We start from the raw sequence: 15,778 nt of genomic DNA, 5'->3' as shown, positions 1-15,778 counted from the left end.
GCCATTGGGCCTTTCGTTGAGGTTTTCGGTGTGGGGCCCCGGCGGGCGGACGGGATTCCCGCCCCGCCCGCCCGCCGGGAGACTTCGAGTCAGCCCTCGTCGCTGCCGCGCTCGATCACGCGGAACTCGCAGCCGTCCGAGGTGAGGACGTAGCCCTTCATCAGGTCCTCGGTGTGCGCGGCCAGCTCCGAGAAGCGGAACCCGGCGAGCTGCATCCCCCTCCAGAGGTCGACCGCCGCGCTGCGCTGGTCGTCGTCGGCGGCGACGGTGAACCACTGGCCGCCCACCTGCCGCGCCTGCGCGAGGAAGCGGCCGGTGGGCTCGGCGGTGGCCTCGCGCGCCACGGTCGGCCAGGTGGCGAGTTCGCCCTCGTAGTTGCGCGAGGCGCGGGCCGCGACACCCTCCGCACCGCCGGGGTGCTCGTCGGTGTCCGCGAGGTGGAGCAGGTCGGTGATCAGGTCCTCGATCCGGCTCTCCTCGCCGTCGCCGCTCGCGGCGTCGTACAGCTCCCACGCCTTGCGTGCGCGGTCGGCGCGGTCCGGCGTAGTCAGGTCGCTCCAGACCGCTGCGATGAAGTCCATTACTGCTCCTTCGAGTTGAGGTTTTCGGTGTGGCCCGGGGGCCGGTGCCGGGAGGGGATTCCCGCCCCCTTTCGACGTAACTAATACTCTCAATTTTTAGGGTCTGGGTCAACTCCGACGCACCACAAAAGCGCAGGTCAGAGGCCTTTTTTGAAGACTTTCGGGTGCCCGACCGACGACCCCGGCCCCTCTCGGCGGCTCGCCGTACGACGGGCCGGTCGGGGGGTTCCCTCCGCGGCTGGGCAGGCGCAGCCGACCGCGGGCCGTGTCGGGGGGCAAGGCCGGTCTCAGCCGCGGAGCGGCTCGGCCTTGCGGCCCGGCGCGGGCTGTGGTCCCCTCCGGGGGCCCGGACGCGGAGGGAACCCCCCGACCCCGCCCACTCCCCCACCACCCACGCAGCCGCAGCTCAAAACGGCGCCCCCACCCCTCTGTGGAGGGTCGGGGGTGTGGGGGCGGAGCCCCCGCGTGCCTGTACCCGCACCCGCACGGTCACCCCCGCCACGTGTTCACCTCTTAAGAGGTGAGGCGACCGGTAGTCGGGCGGCGGCCTGGTGCACGAGGCACGGTGCGGAACGGAGAGGAGCGCCGTTCCTCGAGCACCGCCCCGCGCCGGCGTCGCTGCCGTGAATGTCGAAGGGCCCGGCGAGAGGGATGTCTCGCCGGGCCCCTGGTCACGCTGGTCGGTCAGAAAAGTTGAACGCGGGTGAGGACGATGTGCGGCTCCTCGTCGTACGGCTCACTCGACGGGCAGGCCCACTTCTCGGCGGCGTCGGACGGCGTCGGCCACCGAGGTGATCGGCAGCGTGCCGTCAATCGCGGCCACAACGAGCAGGTCGCCGTCGGGATCGCTGTCGAGCATCGCCTCGCCCCACCAGCGCTTCAGGACGCCTTCGGCCTCCTCCGGCGCGGCGCCCAGGAGCTCGCGGTAGAACTCCATGCGTCGCGGCCCGTCCAGCGCGGACGCGATGCCCTCGCCGTTGCGCGGCACCCGCTCCGGCTCGTGCGGGCGGATCGGCTGTGCGGTCATCGCGTGCCCCTCTCGGTCTGCGCCAAGTCTGCCTGCTCGCGGCGGCCGCCGTCGACCAGCTGTACCGGAAGCGTCCCGGCCCGCTCAGCCTCCCGCTCGGACAGCCGCGCGAGCCCCGCGCTGGCAACCAGGTCGGCCAGCGCGCCGGCCAGCCGGAGGATCGCGCCCGCGTCCGCGTGGCCGATCGGCGTCACGTTCACGACCTCGCGCACCTGACTGAACGCGTCGGAGATGCTGAACGCACCTGAATCATGGGTGCAGAGCTTGAAGTTGCCCCGGTCCTGCTGACCCATTTCGCGGCGGACCCGTTCCAGCCGGGCAATGTCGACCGTCGGCAGCTCGGCGGCTCGCTGGGCCTTAATGACGGTGTCCAGGATCGTCCGCATTGCGGGGTAGACACGGTTCCAGCGATCGGCGATATGGTGGGCTTGAGGCTCGGTGACGAACCTGTTTCGTACGTCGGTGGCGATCATGTCGGATTCCTCTTTTCGCAGGTCAGAGCGTTGCCATGTCGCGTGCGCGGGCGTAGTGCCCCTGGAAGGCGACGGTGACCGTGCCCGTTTCTCCCTGCCGGTTCTTGCCGATGATCAAGTCCATCTCGCCCGACCGCTCGTGCTCCTTCTCGTACGCGTCGGGCCGGTGCAGCAGGATCACCGCGTTGGCGTCGGCCTCGATGGAGCCGGACTCGCGCAGGTCGGACATCATCGGCTTCTTGTCCTCGCGCTTCTCGACCTCGCGGTTCAGCTGGGCCGCGGCGATGATGATGAGTTCGAACTCGCCGGCCAGTTCCTTGAGGCCTCGGCTGATCTCGTCCACCTCCCCGGTACGGTTCTGTCCGCTCTTGCCGGAGCCCTTCGCAATCTGGAGATAGTCCAGGCAGAGCACCTTCGGCAGCTTGCCCTGACCCTGGAGCCAGCGCAGCCGGGACCGGAGGCGGACGATCGTGGTGGCCGGGCCGTCGTCCACGACGAGCGGCGCCTCACCGATGCTCAGTGCGGCCTTGTGAATCCTCTCGCGGTCGCCGTTCTCGTACGTGCGGTTCTTGACCCGGTTCAGCGGCACCCCGGCCTCTGCCGCGATGATCCGCTCCATCAACTGCGGGCGGCTCATCTCCATCGACGCCACCAGCACCGCCATGCCGTGCTTGATCGCCACGTGGCGGGCGATGTCGAGCAGAACGACCGACTTGCCGATGGCGGGACGTGCCGCGACCACCACCAGGTCGCCGGGCTCCAGGGGGAGCTTGTCCGCCAGGTCGCGGTACGGCAGGGGCAGGCGGACCGGCGGCGGCTCGTCCATGCTGACGAGGTAGTCCTCCAGCATGGTGCGGACGAACTCGACCCGCTCCAGCCCGGCCCCGGTCGAGAGTTCGGTCGCCGACTGGATCTCCGCCTGGGCGGCGTTGACGATGTCGCTGACCTCGCCCTCGGCCGCGTACCCGAGCTGCACGATGCGGGTGCCCGCCTCAACCAGGCGCCGCAGCTTCGCACGCTCGACCACGATCTCGGCGTAGTACACGGCGTTCGCCGCCGTAGGAACCGTCTGCACCAGCGTGTGCAGGTACGCGGCTCCGCCGATCCGCTCCAGATCACCAGACTTCAGCAGGTAGTGGCCGAGCGTCACCGGGTCGACCGGCTCGCCCTTCCCGTACATGTCCATGATCGCTTCGTGGATCACGCCGTGCGCCGGCCGATAGTACGCGGACGCGGTGATTCCCGTCTCGCTGACCTCGCCGATCGCGTCCTTTGACATGATCATGCCGCCGAGCCCGCACTGCTCCGCGTTGAAGTCCTGCGGAGGAACTCGCTCGAAGGCCACGGCCTCGGAGGGCTCCTGGTCGAACAGCGATCCGGCGCCGTTCTCGATCCCGTCGTGCTGTGTCGGTACGCTCATGGGTGAATCCCTTCTGAACTGGGTGATTCGGTCGGCGGCAGGGGCCTTACCAGGGGCTCCCCTGCCGCCGTCGTGCTGCGGGGGGTCTTAGGCCAGCACCGGCGACTTGGCGTTGCTGGGGTGGCTCGGGTGGCACTCGCACCGGACCAGCCGACCGTCATCCGTCTCACGGAGCCGGTGACCGGGCTGTACGGGCTCGATGCCGTCGTTGCACTTCCCGCACCAGTCCGGCAGTGCCGGACGCTGGCCGGGCACGGAGGACTTCGGCAGGACGAAGCGCTCCAGGTGGCGCTCCAGGTTGAACCAGGTCTCACGACTGCCCATGTCAGCAGCGGCGGCGGCCAGATGGTCCACGTCCACCCCCTCGGTCAGCAGCCGTGAGGCCTCCCGGACCATCGCCTGCCTGGCGCGCGCCGGAACCTCATGACCGTGCTTCTGGCGAGCAGTGATCCAGGCCTCCGCCACCCGCACGTCGTCGTGGGTGGCGGGCCCCTGAGCACCAGCCGCAGGGGCGGTGTCGTTTTCCGGCGAAGCCGACTTCTCCTCTCCTCCCGTCACCGGCTCGGCCGGTACGGCGGGTACCGATGGGGCACCCGGGACAGGAGAGGAAGAAGCTTCTTTGAGAGAGCTTCTTAGAGGGTGATCGTTTTCGCTGGTCAGAGGCAGATCCGTTCCAGAAATCTGGTCTGGCGTTCCAGAATTCTGGGCTGGCGTTCCAGAATTCTGGAATGAAGGGGCATCGTCGGCCTTGACCTGCGGCGTTCCAGTTTTCTGGAACGGCTTGCCGCTGGCGTCGACCAGCCGGACCGTGGCCAGGGTCTGGCCGTTCGGCAGGGTCTCGGCCTCGGTGAGGTGGGTGGGCGGCGCCGGCGGGTTCTCCCGCCAGTCCGGCGTGTACGCGTCGAGCTTGTCCCACGCGTTGCGCCACCCGGTGTGGACGGCATCGGGCGGCAGGTCGTTCACGATGAAGCCCCGCGAGATGCCCTTCGCGGCCCGCTGCTTGCCCTTGAGCTGGCTGATGCCCTCCAGCTCCCGCGTGTCCTTCGGGACGACGAGGTTGAGCGCCTCCAGCACCCCCAGGACCTCGTACATGGTCGAGACGCTTGTGGGCTTGTCCTTCGGGCCGGGCATCAGCCAGCAGAGCTGGTCGATCGTCATGCGCCGCATGCCGCCGTTCCACGACTCGTCGTCCCGCCTGCGGGACGCCTCGGCGATCATCGACCGCAGCAGGCTGTAGAGCCGGTACGCAACATGCGTCATCCCCGGCATCAACATCAGGTAGTCACGGACCTGCGTATACGACCAGTAGTCCGTGATCGTGCCGGAGAACTCGAACATGTCGTCGGTGTCCGGCGCTGCGGCGGCCGCCAGTGCCTTCTTCGGGCGCCTCACCGGAACGCCACCGTGGTGGCCTGTGGGGTGGAGACGGCAGCGAGCGCGACCGAGTGAATCGGTACTGCGACGCTCTGTGTCGTCGGGTGGGTGTGGAACATGGTGCGGAATCTCCCCTACGAGTGGTTTGGGGAGTCGCAGACCGGCAAGTGACGGAAAAGAGACGGTGACCTGGGGCACGCTGCTGCGTGCACGCCATTACTCGTCATATCCTGGGTGTGGTGACCTCGGGCCCCTGGCAGGGCTCAGGCCCCGGCGTCATCGCCGACCTACGACTCAAGCTGTGGAGGCTGGGAGTCGATCTAGATGGCCGCTCTGCTGGCAGGCAGGGCGGCCATCTGCGTTTCATGGCGCAGGTCCGCAGGTGCGGGCGGCCGCGTCTGCGGAGCGACCGGCGACGCAGCGGCGAATGTGTACGTGGCATCCAACGATCTTGCCTCGCCCTCCGGTCTCCAGTGAACGCGTTTTCAAGGCGCTGGAGCGGGGCGGCAGCGGACGCGCCGTCACTACCCGTTGCGGGAAGGCGGGTACGACTGCGGTACGCGTCATGTCTTGGAGCCTCGATTCCGTGGGCTTCACCGCGTGTACGCGGTTACTCGGATGCGCTGCCATCATGCCCCCTCTCGCTCGGCGATGGCACCGAAGGGGGCGTTAGCCGGTGTGTCGTGGCGACGCCCCCTTGCGCGCGGAGTGTCGCGTCACGCCGTGCACGGCGTGACCCGTCGGTCAGGCAGCCTAGGCCGCGGCCTCGGGCGGCTCTACGGGGTCAACCGGCCACTGAGCCGAATCACCCCGCAGGAGTTTTCCCGCAAGCTCGACCCGGTCGCCAGGGATCACGCGGATCGTGACCTCGACCGGCTTGTCAGTGAGGGCCGATGTGCCGACGATCGTGGTCTCCAATACCGGGATGGACGTCGCGATCTCCAGGAGCTTCGCCTCCTCGCGGTCGGGCATCCGGATGCGGGAGGTCTCCTCCCACTCGATGGGTCCGTGGCCAGCCTCTTCTAGCCGGTCCAAGTACCCCCCCGGCCCCGGGGACGCTTCGGCGATCCTGGGTGCGGACTGCACCGCCTCGGGGCTCAGCCACGTGTCTACGAGCTGGAACGGAGGCTCGCCGGCGGGGCTGGTGACGCGCCGACGGCGCAGAACCTCTGAGCCGGGGTCTACCTCGAACTGGTCGCTCACCTCGGCGGGCGCTGGAACCACCTTGCGAAACGGCTGACCATGCACCTGCCAAGGTTCATCTGGCCGGGAGGCGGCCGGGAACACATAACCCCGAGCGGGGTCGCGGGTGACGGTCACGCCGCGTGTGATCCGGCGGCGGACGGGGGGCTCCAGGACGACGGACCCCTTGCGTTGGATCGTCCGAACCAGGCCTTCCCGCTCCAACTCCTTGTACGCGGCACGCACGGTCTCGTGGTGTATCCCCAGCTCGCGGGAATACGCCTTGAGCTGCGGCAATGTAGATCCAGGCGGGTAAGTCCCGTCCTGAATTTTGACGCGCAGCTCATTTGCGAGCTGGCGCCACTTGATGGAGCTGGACTCTGTCATCGGAACGCATCTCTCCTTGGTTACGGGGCGTCACCACCACACTAGTTCAGACCTAGGTTTTAGCGCGCATTGCGCTCCGCTGTCCAGCCCGAGCCTAAAAAAACCTAGGGTTATTGACACGCTCCCGTCGGTTGTGGTGTCATCTTCCCCGAGCAAGCAAAAACCTAGGTTTTAGCGCAGCTCGCGACGGTGTCGGGAACAGGGCCTTTTCAGGGCTCGGCTGGCTGGCCGTTCGTTCCTTGAGAACTCAACAGCGTGCCAAAGATGAGTAATTGGGCCGAATTCCGCCGGACCTACTCCACGAAGGGGTGGTCCGGCGGAGTTTCCAAGGCCGAGGTCATGAGGGGCGCGCCCGACTGGTTCGGGCTCTCCGGAGTCAGGGGTTCGAGTCCCCGCTCGCCTACCGCGCCGTCCCCCGTACGGCGCGACCCCCGACACGGCGCTAGAGACGCCATATGTGCCGGGGGTCCACGGATCCACCAGCAAAGGAAATGATCCGCATGACCATCATGCCTGCCGACATCCCCCTGTCGTCCACCGGGATCGCCGAGGACGTTCAGGAAGCTGTCAACGAGGTCTTCCCCCTCTTCGAGTCGGTCCAGAACCTGGCCCGCCTCGGCGTGAGCGTCGCCTTCGAGGTGGCGCCCTCGCGCATCGTCGCCACGATCCGGGTCGCCGCGAATGCGGCCCAGGTCCTGCCGGCGCTGCTGGAGGAGATCGACGACGCCCGCCCGGGCCAGCTGCCCGACGGCAAGCTCGTCGTCACCGGCTCGATGTGCCAGGGCACGGTCACGCTGCGGGTGCTCATCCCGCAGGAGTGGGTGACCGCCCAGGAGCTGGCCGTGCTGACCGGCACGGCCCTCGCCGACCCCTCCAACCTGCTGTGAGCGCCGAGACGGACGAGGCGGTCCGTAAGGCGGAGGAAGCCCGACGCAAGGCGCAGGGCGACTTGCAGAAGCACGGCCAGACCGTGACCAACCTCAAGGGGCGACGATGACGACGTTCACCAACTCCCTCGGTCTCCGCAAGCCTAAGAAGGCCCTCCAGCTTTTCCGCGAGCAGCACGGGCCGATGGAGGGCTGGTCCGCGACGACTTCGAGCACGTGCTGGACCTGCTCGTCGTCGTGAACACCCCCGGGCCGGTGGCCCGGCTCCGACTGCGGATGACGCTGCTGCTGTGGACCGGGGCAGCGATGCCGGTCTACTTCCTCAACGAGCTGCTGTGGGTGGCCCGGAACCAGGGGTCCGGTCGGATCGAGGCGGTCATCGACCGGCTGGACGACCGGTGCTCGGCCATCGAGTCCGCGTGCGAGCGGGCCGGTGACGTCGAGCTGATCGAGCGCATCGGCCGGGTCTTCGACCTGGTCGCGAACGTCGCCAACTGTGTTGGCCAGAAGGCCGCTCGCCTCGTACGGGGCTGACGGACCGCACACCCTGGTGGCCGCCCGAATTCGGGCGGCCACCCGCATGAAAGGAGGTCGGTGTGGCGGCTCGTACAGCCACCCGCAAGAAGGCGCCGCCCCGTCGCCCGGTCAAGGCGGCGCCCGCGACGCCGAAGCCCGACCCTGGAGCAGAGGCCGCGACCTTGGCCGCTGATCTCCGAGACCGTACAGCCGACGTGATCGACGGCGCCCGGTGGGACGGGGCTCAACAAGCGGCGGCGCTGATCCAGGCCGCCGAGGACACAGCCCAGAAGATCCGCCGTGTGGCGGCCGCCGACGCCAGGCGCGTCCTGGCGGAAGCCGCAGACGAAGCCGGGGAGCGGCTGCGCAGAGCCGAGGGCAACGCGGACACGGTCCGCGGCCGCGCTCGGGACGATGCGCAGAAACTCCTCGATCAGGCCCGCAACGACGCGGACCGGCAGACCGAAGAGGTCATGGCGGACGCGGCGGAGCAGGCCAAGAGCCTCCTCGCCGACGCCGAGAAACAGGTGAGCGAAGTGCTCGCCGAGGCCGAGGAGAGGGCGCACGCCCTGGTGGACCTGCGTCGAACCTCGGCGGAGGCCGCCTACCGCAAGGCCCTAGACGACGCCGCACGCATCGTCGGTGACGCCCAGGACCAGGCGGTGCAGATCAAAACGGCCCGCTCTGCCCTCGACTCCGAGCTGGAACTGACCCGCCGGTCGGCCCAGCTCGACCTGGACGAGGAACTGACCGAGCGCCGCGCGGCGATCGACGCCGAACTGGCGGCCCGTCGCGCGGAAGTCGACACAGCCCGCGCGGAGATCGAAGCCGAGTTCCACAAGCTCGGCGAACAGCACGAGCTGGCGCGGAAGGCGCAGCGGGAGCGACTCGCGGCCGAGTTCGAGGAACTGCGCAAGCAGGCCGAGAGGGAGGCCCGGGTCGCCGCCGGCGGAATCCGGAAGGAGGCCGACGCACGGCTCGCGGAAGCGAACCGGGAACTGGCCGCCGCTCAAGCGGCTCGGCGTACCGCCGAGAAGCACGCGGCGAGCCTCAAGCGCAAACAGAACTGGGCGGAGATCGTCAAGCAGGGGAGCGTCTGGATCGCACTCGCGGCCGTGATCGTCCTGACGGCCTCCGGCGAGTGGGCGTTCGCCCGGATGGTCGGGCTGGGCGAGACCCCGATAGGAGACGCGGGGTGGGCGCTCCCGCTCGGCCTCGACGTCTACGCCGTCACCGCCTTCCGCATGAAGCGGGACGTGCCCTATGCGCTCGGCCTGATGGCCGCCACCAACATCACGTACCACGTGGCCGACATGACGGGCACCGGCGTGACGGTGGGGACCGACGGAGAGAAGCACCCGAGCGTGTACCTGATCATCGTCGCCGTCCTCGTGGTGGTCGCCATCGTCTGGCGGGTTCACCGCCTGCTGGAGGACGACCACGAGGAGGAGCCCTCGTCCGCTACCGCCGGTGGTGACGGCGGCGGTAGCCCGACCTCCACCGGTACCGGTAAGCCGCGCCCTACCGCCACCGACACCGGTAGCGGTAACCCCGGTCCTACCGGTACCGGTAGGCCGCGCTCTACCGGTACCGGTGGCGGTAGCGGTAACCCCACCTCTACCGGTACCGGTAACGCCGGTTCTACCGGTACGGGTAAGTCGGGCGACGCCCGTAGCGGTAGGCGGACCGGTAAAGCGGGCAAGCCCGGTGCCCCGAGTGCCGAGCAGCGCACCCGCGTACGGGCCCGCGTTACCGAGTTGATCGCGGCGGGCGAGACCCCCTCGCCTACCGCTCTCGCTGCCGAGTTCGGCGGCCTGGATCCCGAGTGGGTCCGTAACCAGATCCGCGCCGTCCGCTGATGCGGTACGGCGGTAGATGCGGGCAGGCCCCGCTTTTCTCCCCCCCCTTGAAAGGATGCTCATGAGCGACAAATGGACCCCCGCTCACCTCCTGTCGCCCGCGACCCGGGCGATCCACCTGGAGCAGCGCCGGGCACAGCTTCTACCGCTCGCCGACGACCTGCGCCGCGTGGCCCGCGAGATGGACGCGCTGCTCAAGGAGATGGGCGCCATCGAGGGCGATCTCCCCGGTCAGGCCAGGCTGCGCGCCTGGCGCGTCGGGAAGCCGCTGTTCAAGGCGGCCGACGACATCGAGCAGGTGATCAGCGACCTGATCAGCTTCAACGCCCGTTTCGAGAGGTCGTACGAGGAGCTGCCGGTCAAGCGCGAGGAGAAGCGCCAGCGGAAGGCGCTGGCCAGGGCCGGGCAGCAGCCCGAGGCGATCGAGTCGGGCCCCGCCGACACGGGCCCGGAGAAGAAGCAGCAGTACGGGGACGTCTTCGACGCTCTGAAGCGCGGCGCCTGATGGCAGCTCAGACCAAGTCCGAGCGGCGGACCATCAACCAGCGGGCGCACTTCGAGCAGCGCCAGGCCGAGCGGGCCGCACGCGGTCCGCGCGGCCTGGCCGAGTCGTGGATGGAACGGGCCCGCGCCATCGCCGCGACGCGGGAGACGAACGGCGACGAGGACGTGTGGAACGACCTCGCGCGGACCATGTCGACCTGGGTCTCCCGCTACGAACAGTGACCACCCGGGTCCATCAATCCACCGGTCAATCCAGGCGGTGACCGCCTCGCCCTCGCGTAATGCGGAGGCGCGGGCACACGGGCGCGCGGACACGCGCGCGCGTATGCGAGGCGGTCACCGTCTGTCAACCCTCTTCCAGGAGAATTTCATGAGCAACAGCACCAACAACGGTGGTGGTGGCGGAGGTCAGGTGATCCCGCTGCGTCCCTCCGGGACCGTGGCGCCGCCCCCTCCTCCTCCTCCTCCCCCGCCTCCGGCTCCGGGACCACCGCCGCCGACGGCCCCGCCCGCCCCCGCGGCTTCTGGTGCGGCTCCCGCACCCGCCCCCACGGGGGCGGTTCCGTCTCACCCGGCGCTGACGCTGCCCGCGCCGGCGGTTCCGCCGGTCCCCGTGCCGTCGGCCCCTGGCGGCACCGCGCCGAACGTGCCGACCGCGTTCCAGTCCGGCGGGATCGCACCGGGTGGCGGTTCGGGCCGGGGGGCGATGGTCCTCGCGATCGGCACGGCGGTCGCCGCGCTGCGCGGCATGACCGGCTGGCTCGCAGACCGTCGCCAGGCGTTCGCGGACGCGGCCCCTGTACGGCAGGCGGTCGCGAAGGCGAAGGCGGAGAAGGTCAAGGCGCGAGCGGAGCATGAGGCCGCCCTGGCGCAGATCGGCGGCGACGCCGAGAAGGCCCGCGCCAAGGGCCGCCTCAAGTCCCTCACCGACACGGGCTCCGGCTCCGGCTCGAAGGGAGGCGGGTCCAAGGGTGGCGGTGGTGGATCCTCCGGCGGCCGGGCCGGTGGTGGCGGCCGAAGTACGAAGCCCAGCTCGGGGCTCGGGTCTACCGGTCACGGCAAGCCCGGCTCGGGCAAGGGCGGGGCGTCCGGGAGCGGAGGCAAATCGCCCGCCGGGAGCGGATCGACCGGTGCCGGGAAGCCGGGGCCGGGCAGCAAACCGTCGAAGGGCACCGGCCCGAAGGGCGCCGGGGGCACGTCCGGGGCCGGAGGGAAGGGCAGCTCGGGCAAGAGCGGCCCGTCCGGCACCGGAAAGCCCGGAGTCGGGAAGTCCGGCTCGACGAACGGGTCCACCGGGGGCAGCAAGGGCAAGGGGAAGGACGGTTCCGGCAAGGGCATCAAGGGCCCCGGCGGGACGAAGTCACCCAGCTCCAACGCCTCCAGCCCGGCGATGGAGCGGGCCCGTGGACGCCAGGAGCGGGCCGCCACCCGGCAGGGCGCGAGCAACCAGCGCAAGGCCGACCGGCAGCAGGCCCGCCTGGAGCACCGGGCCAAGGACCGGGATGCCGCCCGGGAGCGTCAGGGGCGCAGCCTGGACGGCGAGCAGGCGGTGAAGGACAAGATCCGTGACCGCCGACTCAAGGCGGCGGCCAAGGTCGAGGACAAGGCGGCCCGGGTCAAGGCCAAGGAGAAGAAGGCCAAGACCAAGGCCAGGGCCGAGGCCAGGCAGCGGAAGAAGGACGCGGCCGCCGCGCGTACGACGCTGGGCCAGGTCGTGATGGAGAAGGCCGGGCAGCGGCTGGAGAAGCGGCGCAACAGCCCGGCATCGCCCGTACTCACCCGGGCGAAGAAGAAGGCGGCCGCCCCGACCGCCGCCCCTGCCGGGCCGAAGGTGAGCCTGACGAAGGCCCCGAAGCCTCCGACCCCACCGCCGAAGGTGAGCCTCACCAAGGCTCCGAAGTCTCCGTCCGCGCCGCCGGCCACACCGCCGACGCCGCCGAAGGCGAACCTGAAGAAGCCGCCGAAGCCGTCGCCGCCGCCCGCAGCGTCGACCCCGCCGCCGAAGCCGACCGTTCCGCCGAAGCCGACGGTGCCGCCGCGTCCCACGGCTCCCCCGCCGGGGCCGACAGCGTCCGGGCCCACGGTCCCGCCCCGGCCGACGAAGCCGCCCAAGGTCCCGAAGCCCCCGCGGTTCGGGCGCAGGAGCAAGAGCGCCCAGGCCCCGCCCGGCTCCGCAGGGACGCGGCCGGGATCGCGCTCGCGCAGTAACCGCAGCCAGCAGCCGCCGCCCCCGCAGACACCGCAGGGCAATGGGGCGTGGCTGCGGCCGCCGCCCGGGATGAGCGCCACGTACTCCGTGACGCTGACCCGGCTGGACCAGGAGCCGAAGCCGACCGCCCGGCCGAAGCCGAAGGCCCTGACCGGGAAGTGCGAGTTCCCGGCGGGATCAGGAGGAGCCGCTGCACCGCCCGCGCCGACCGGCGGGGTGCCAGGACCACGGAAAGGGGCACCCCCCATGGGATCGCCCGGTATCCCCGTACGGGACACCCAGTTCGGCGACGCCGACCTCACCGTCTACGACGTCATTGAGGCGGACGCGGACCAGGCCGAGGAGATCATGGCGGGCGCCGAGCACGCCCGGCTCGTCGCCGACCGGTGCGACCGCTTGGCCGGGGCGATCGAGGAGATGCGCGCCGAGCTGATCGCCAGGTCCGTGCCCGGCGTTGTTGTTGGCTGGTGCACCCGGCTGATCGAGCGGGCCGGGGTCGTCGCGTCCAAGGCCGAGGCCGTCGCCGGGGGCTTGCCCCGGGCGGCCGAGGCCATCGCCCACGCCGGACAGCTCGCCGCCCAGGTCGACAAGCCCGCCGCTGACACGGTCCGCGACATGGGCCACACCGCACCCGCCGACGCCTCGTACCACAAGGAGTAGTTGCCATGGGAATGGATCTCGCCCGAGTCGGGTCGAAGGTCGTGGAGCTGGTCTCCGACGGCATCACGTACACCGTCGCCACCGCCAAATTGGGAATGGCGTCGATCGCGATGTTCGCGCTGAGCGAGGCGGTACGCGGCGCGTACAACTACGTCGAGGACTGCGCCCGGTCGGTCGACACGCTCGCCGATACCGCATCCACCCTGTGGGTGGAGGGCGACGTGGTAAACGCCCACCGTGACGCGGCCGCAGTAATGCGAGGCGTTCTCGCGGACGCGGAATCGCTCGCCAACGAAGCCGAGGAAATGGCCACGGACTTCAAATCGGCCAAGGAAGGCCACGAAGCCGACTACGGGCCCGTGGCCGAACTGATGGCGGGCAAGGACACCGACCGCACCTACTACAGCAACCGATAACCCCTTCCCCCTGCGGGGCGGCCGGAGCCCACTGGCCCGGCCGCCCCGCCCGTTTATCGGAGGTATCACTCATGCTCGCTCGCGTACGCGGAGCGGTCGGCCGGACCGCCACCGTCACCGGTGCCCTCGTCCTGGCCGGGGGACTGGGCAACGACATCTTCACCCTCCCCGGAGTCGCCGCCGCCGCCGTCGCCGCCGGCGTCGGCCTCGCCTCCAACCTCAAGGTCATCCGCGCCCCCGAATCGGTGCGGTGGACGGCCATCTCCCTCTACGCGGCCCCCCACACGGGCTGCGCGGCGATCCTCATCGGGGAGCGCCTGGCCCCTGACGGGCCGGTGTCCGTCCTCGTCCAGGCGGCCGTCGTCGCACTGTGGACCGGAGCCACCTGGATGCTGCGCCCGGGCCTGACGGCCCGCGAGCTCACCGACGAGGCCTTGGCCCAAGAGCTGGCCGAAGCGGCAAAGGCCGCCGAGACGGCCGCTGTCGTGCCGGTGACACCCACCTACGCCAGTGAGGCCGCTCGGTGGTGGGGTCAGACGTTCGCCGTCGAAGGCGGCCTCGCTCCCGGCACCGTCCTCCTCGACCACCAGCAGGTGAGTAACCAGTGCGTCGCACTCATCATCGGCACCCAGAAGCGCGGCCAGCCCGTACCCGACATCTCCAAGCCCGGCCTGTCCGCCGCACTGGACCTCCCCGAGGAGCAGATCGACGTCGGCCCGGTGCCCGGCCGCGGAGCCGGAGTCCGTCTCCTGGTTCTCGGACAGCGCCCCGTCGCCGAAGCCGACGCGGGTCCGGTCGACAGCGACGAGGCCGTGTGGGCGGAGATCGCCGCCACCGCGATGCCCGGCGTCGAGCTGATCGAGGCCACCACCTACGAAATGCCGAAGGAACTGACCTGATGAACATCCGCGAATACCTACTGAAGACCCCGCCGGGCGGGGTGACGCGCTACAACCACGACGCGCTGTGCGACCTGCTCAAGGTCGAAGACCGCTCCCGGGTCATCTTCGAGCAGGGTGTCGGCCGCCAGGCCATCGTCCGCATCTACCCCTCCAACCCCCTCATGGGCGTCCGCGACATGACGGCGGACGACCTGGTGATGGACGCCCGGGGTCGTATCCAGCTCGGCACGTACTTCGACGGCTCGCCGCTCCGCTTCCGCCTGTTCGACCCGAAGACGGGCAACGCCCAGCGCGGCGCGGTGTTCGGCACCACCGGGGCCGGTAAGAGCAGGTTGGTCCAGGCGATCCTGATCGCCTGCAAAAAATCCGGGATCGTAGTCCACCTCGCCGACCTGAAGCACGGTCAGTCGGTGCCCGAGGCCGCCGGACAGGTCGCCACTCGGGTCACCACGCAGTACGAGGCGATCCTCATGCTGCGCGGCCTGGTCGCCGAGGCCGAGCGCCGCATGGCCGCGTACGCGGAGATGGGCCGCTCCGGCTTCGTCATCAACTCCCCGGACCCGTTGATGTACGGAATCGTGGACGAGGCCAACAGGCTGTTGGAGAAGGGCGCCCCCTTCCGGGACGAGGCAGCCCGCCTGATCAAGGAACTCGGGCGTACGGGGCGGTCCGTCGGGGTCGGCATCATCATCGCCGCGCAGGCCGGGCATCTGGACGAACTCGGGGGCTCGGACACACTGCGGGGGATGCTCAAGGAGGGCGAGGTCATCCTCCTGCGCTGGTCCAGCGCGATGATGCAGCAGCTCGTCAGCGATGGTCTCCTCCCCCGGGGCGAGTCGCTCCAGCCGATCCCCAAGGTTGTCGGCCAGGTCCGCCGGATCCGCCGCTTCAACGAGGAGCGGGCCGACAACGAGGACGACGTGAACAGCCAGGGCATGCTCTACCACCTCACCGGGATCCGCCCCACGAGCATGGGTCGCACCTTCATGGTCGGGAGCGTCGCTCCGACGCCGGGATTCGACCCGCTGATCCTCGCCCTGTACGGCGACCACGCCCCTCCGGGCCAGGCGATCGACCTGGAGGAGTACGTGAGCGCGGAAGAGCAGGAGGCAGCCGATGAGGGTGATCAGGAGGGCGCTTCGTCGGCGGTGCCCGCCCCGGCGCCTGACGCCTCCCGGATGTCGACCGCTGAGCGCATCCTCGCCATCCTGCCGGCGGACGGCCTGGCCGAGGTCGACCTCATGGCCGCGCTCGAAGTCGACGGCGGCCGCCGCGTCCCCCGAGGATCCGTCCGCACCAACATCAGCACCCTGCGGAACAAGGGCAAACTCGCGCGCCCCGACGGGACCGGCCTCATCGTCCCCGACCTCGCGGACTGACA

16 protein-coding genes are annotated in these 15,778 nt (G+C 70.1%); 10 read left to right on the top strand and 6 right to left on the bottom strand.

Features of this window, described 5'->3' with window-relative positions; translation table 11 throughout:
- Positions 1 to 89: 89 nt before the first annotated feature.
- The 6 genes from ACQP09_RS34360 to ACQP09_RS34335 form a co-directional block, all read right to left on the bottom strand.
- Positions 90 to 581, bottom strand: a complete 492-nt coding sequence (locus ACQP09_RS34360) for a hypothetical protein (protein ID WP_433407003.1) — start codon at positions 579 to 581, stop codon at positions 90 to 92.
- A 736-nt stretch (positions 582 to 1,317) separates the two neighbouring features.
- Complete coding sequence (locus ACQP09_RS34355) at positions 1,318 to 1,608, bottom strand: hypothetical protein (RefSeq protein WP_433407001.1); 291 nt, start codon at positions 1,606 to 1,608, stop codon at positions 1,318 to 1,320.
- Positions 1,605 to 2,081 carry a hypothetical protein gene (locus tag ACQP09_RS34350; protein WP_433407000.1) on the bottom strand — a complete coding sequence of 159 codons (477 nt, stop codon included), beginning with the start codon at positions 2,079 to 2,081 and terminating at the stop codon, positions 1,605 to 1,607. The genes ACQP09_RS34355 and ACQP09_RS34350 overlap by 4 nt, the downstream gene beginning before the upstream one ends.
- 22 nt (positions 2,082 to 2,103) lie before the next feature.
- Positions 2,104 to 3,501: a replicative DNA helicase gene (locus ACQP09_RS34345; protein WP_433406999.1), complete on the bottom strand. Its 1,398-nt coding sequence runs from the start codon at positions 3,499 to 3,501 to the stop codon at positions 2,104 to 2,106.
- Between the two features lie 87 nt (positions 3,502 to 3,588).
- A complete protein-coding gene (locus tag ACQP09_RS34340) occupies positions 3,589 to 4,893 on the bottom strand; it encodes a hypothetical protein (protein ID WP_433406998.1) in 1,305 nt (434 codons plus the stop codon).
- 735 nt (positions 4,894 to 5,628) lie between these two features.
- On the bottom strand, positions 5,629 to 6,444 hold the full coding sequence (locus ACQP09_RS34335; RefSeq protein ID WP_433406997.1) for a GntR family transcriptional regulator: 816 nt from the start codon (positions 6,442 to 6,444) through the stop codon (positions 5,629 to 5,631).
- 500 nt (positions 6,445 to 6,944) lie between these two features.
- Here ACQP09_RS34335 and ACQP09_RS34330 point away from each other — a divergent pair, with 500 nt between their 5' ends.
- The 10 genes from ACQP09_RS34330 to ACQP09_RS34285 all read left to right on the top strand — a co-directional run bounded on the left by ACQP09_RS34330 (position 6,945) and on the right by ACQP09_RS34285 (position 15,776).
- The gene (locus ACQP09_RS34330) at positions 6,945 to 7,331 is read left to right on the top strand and encodes a hypothetical protein (RefSeq protein WP_433406995.1); all 387 of its coding nucleotides are present in this window, start codon (positions 6,945 to 6,947) and stop codon (positions 7,329 to 7,331) included.
- A 106-nt stretch (positions 7,332 to 7,437) separates the two neighbouring features.
- Positions 7,438 to 7,572, top strand: a complete 135-nt coding sequence (locus ACQP09_RS34325) for a hypothetical protein (protein ID WP_433406994.1) — start codon at positions 7,438 to 7,440, stop codon at positions 7,570 to 7,572.
- Positions 7,548 to 7,865, top strand: a complete 318-nt coding sequence (locus tag ACQP09_RS34320) for a hypothetical protein (RefSeq protein WP_433406993.1) — start codon at positions 7,548 to 7,550, stop codon at positions 7,863 to 7,865. Before ACQP09_RS34325 ends, ACQP09_RS34320 begins: the two co-directional genes overlap by 25 nt.
- 62 nt (positions 7,866 to 7,927) lie before the next feature.
- Entirely contained in the window at positions 7,928 to 9,706 is a 1,779-nt protein-coding gene (locus ACQP09_RS34315; RefSeq protein WP_433406991.1) for a hypothetical protein, read from the top strand.
- Positions 9,707 to 9,767: 61 nt separating this feature from the next.
- Entirely contained in the window at positions 9,768 to 10,211 is a 444-nt protein-coding gene (locus ACQP09_RS34310) for a hypothetical protein (RefSeq protein ID WP_433406990.1), read from the top strand.
- Positions 10,211 to 10,432, top strand: a complete 222-nt coding sequence (locus ACQP09_RS34305) for a hypothetical protein (RefSeq protein ID WP_433406989.1) — start codon at positions 10,211 to 10,213, stop codon at positions 10,430 to 10,432. Before ACQP09_RS34310 ends, ACQP09_RS34305 begins: the two co-directional genes overlap by 1 nt.
- 391 nt (positions 10,433 to 10,823) lie before the next feature.
- A complete protein-coding gene (locus tag ACQP09_RS34300; RefSeq protein ID WP_433406987.1) occupies positions 10,824 to 13,079 on the top strand; it encodes a hypothetical protein in 2,256 nt (751 codons plus the stop codon).
- A gap of 11 nt (positions 13,080 to 13,090) precedes the next feature.
- Positions 13,091 to 13,495, top strand: a complete 405-nt coding sequence (locus ACQP09_RS34295) for a hypothetical protein (RefSeq protein ID WP_433406986.1) — start codon at positions 13,091 to 13,093, stop codon at positions 13,493 to 13,495.
- 71 nt (positions 13,496 to 13,566) lie between these two features.
- Entirely contained in the window at positions 13,567 to 14,394 is an 828-nt protein-coding gene (locus ACQP09_RS34290) for a hypothetical protein (protein WP_433406984.1), read from the top strand.
- Positions 14,394 to 15,776, top strand: a complete 1,383-nt coding sequence (locus ACQP09_RS34285; RefSeq protein ID WP_433406983.1) for a DNA/RNA helicase domain-containing protein — start codon at positions 14,394 to 14,396, stop codon at positions 15,774 to 15,776. Before ACQP09_RS34290 ends, ACQP09_RS34285 begins: the two co-directional genes overlap by 1 nt.
- The last annotated feature ends 2 nt before the right edge of the window (positions 15,777 to 15,778 follow it).

This window comes from Streptomyces sp. CA-146814 (assembly GCF_050942385.1).
In the GTDB taxonomy this organism is placed as follows: Bacteria; Actinomycetota; Actinomycetes; order Streptomycetales; family Streptomycetaceae; genus Streptomyces.
Note: the sequence above shows the minus strand (reverse complement) of the source record. Positions and strands in the feature narration are given on the sequence as shown.

Excerpts from the sequence above, each read along its gene's own strand:
- ACQP09_RS34360 (WP_433407003.1), bottom strand. The coding sequence starts at position 581 with ATGGACTTCATCGCAGCGGTCTGGAGCGACCTGACTACGCCGGACCGC.
- ACQP09_RS34355 (WP_433407001.1), bottom strand. The coding sequence starts at position 1,608 with ATGACCGCACAGCCGATCCGCCCGCACGAGCCGGAGCGGGTGCCGCGC.
- ACQP09_RS34350 (WP_433407000.1), bottom strand. The coding sequence starts at position 2,081 with ATGATCGCCACCGACGTACGAAACAGGTTCGTCACCGAGCCTCAAGCC.
- ACQP09_RS34345 (WP_433406999.1), bottom strand. The coding sequence starts at position 3,501 with ATGAGCGTACCGACACAGCACGACGGGATCGAGAACGGCGCCGGATCG.
- ACQP09_RS34335 (WP_433406997.1), bottom strand. The coding sequence starts at position 6,444 with ATGACAGAGTCCAGCTCCATCAAGTGGCGCCAGCTCGCAAATGAGCTG.
- ACQP09_RS34330 (WP_433406995.1), top strand. The coding sequence starts at position 6,945 with ATGACCATCATGCCTGCCGACATCCCCCTGTCGTCCACCGGGATCGCC.
- ACQP09_RS34325 (WP_433406994.1), top strand. The coding sequence starts at position 7,438 with ATGACGACGTTCACCAACTCCCTCGGTCTCCGCAAGCCTAAGAAGGCC.
- ACQP09_RS34310 (WP_433406990.1), top strand. The coding sequence starts at position 9,768 with ATGAGCGACAAATGGACCCCCGCTCACCTCCTGTCGCCCGCGACCCGG.
- ACQP09_RS34305 (WP_433406989.1), top strand. The coding sequence starts at position 10,211 with ATGGCAGCTCAGACCAAGTCCGAGCGGCGGACCATCAACCAGCGGGCG.
- ACQP09_RS34295 (WP_433406986.1), top strand. The coding sequence starts at position 13,091 with ATGGATCTCGCCCGAGTCGGGTCGAAGGTCGTGGAGCTGGTCTCCGAC.
- ACQP09_RS34290 (WP_433406984.1), top strand. The coding sequence starts at position 13,567 with ATGCTCGCTCGCGTACGCGGAGCGGTCGGCCGGACCGCCACCGTCACC.
- ACQP09_RS34285 (WP_433406983.1), top strand. The coding sequence starts at position 14,394 with ATGAACATCCGCGAATACCTACTGAAGACCCCGCCGGGCGGGGTGACG.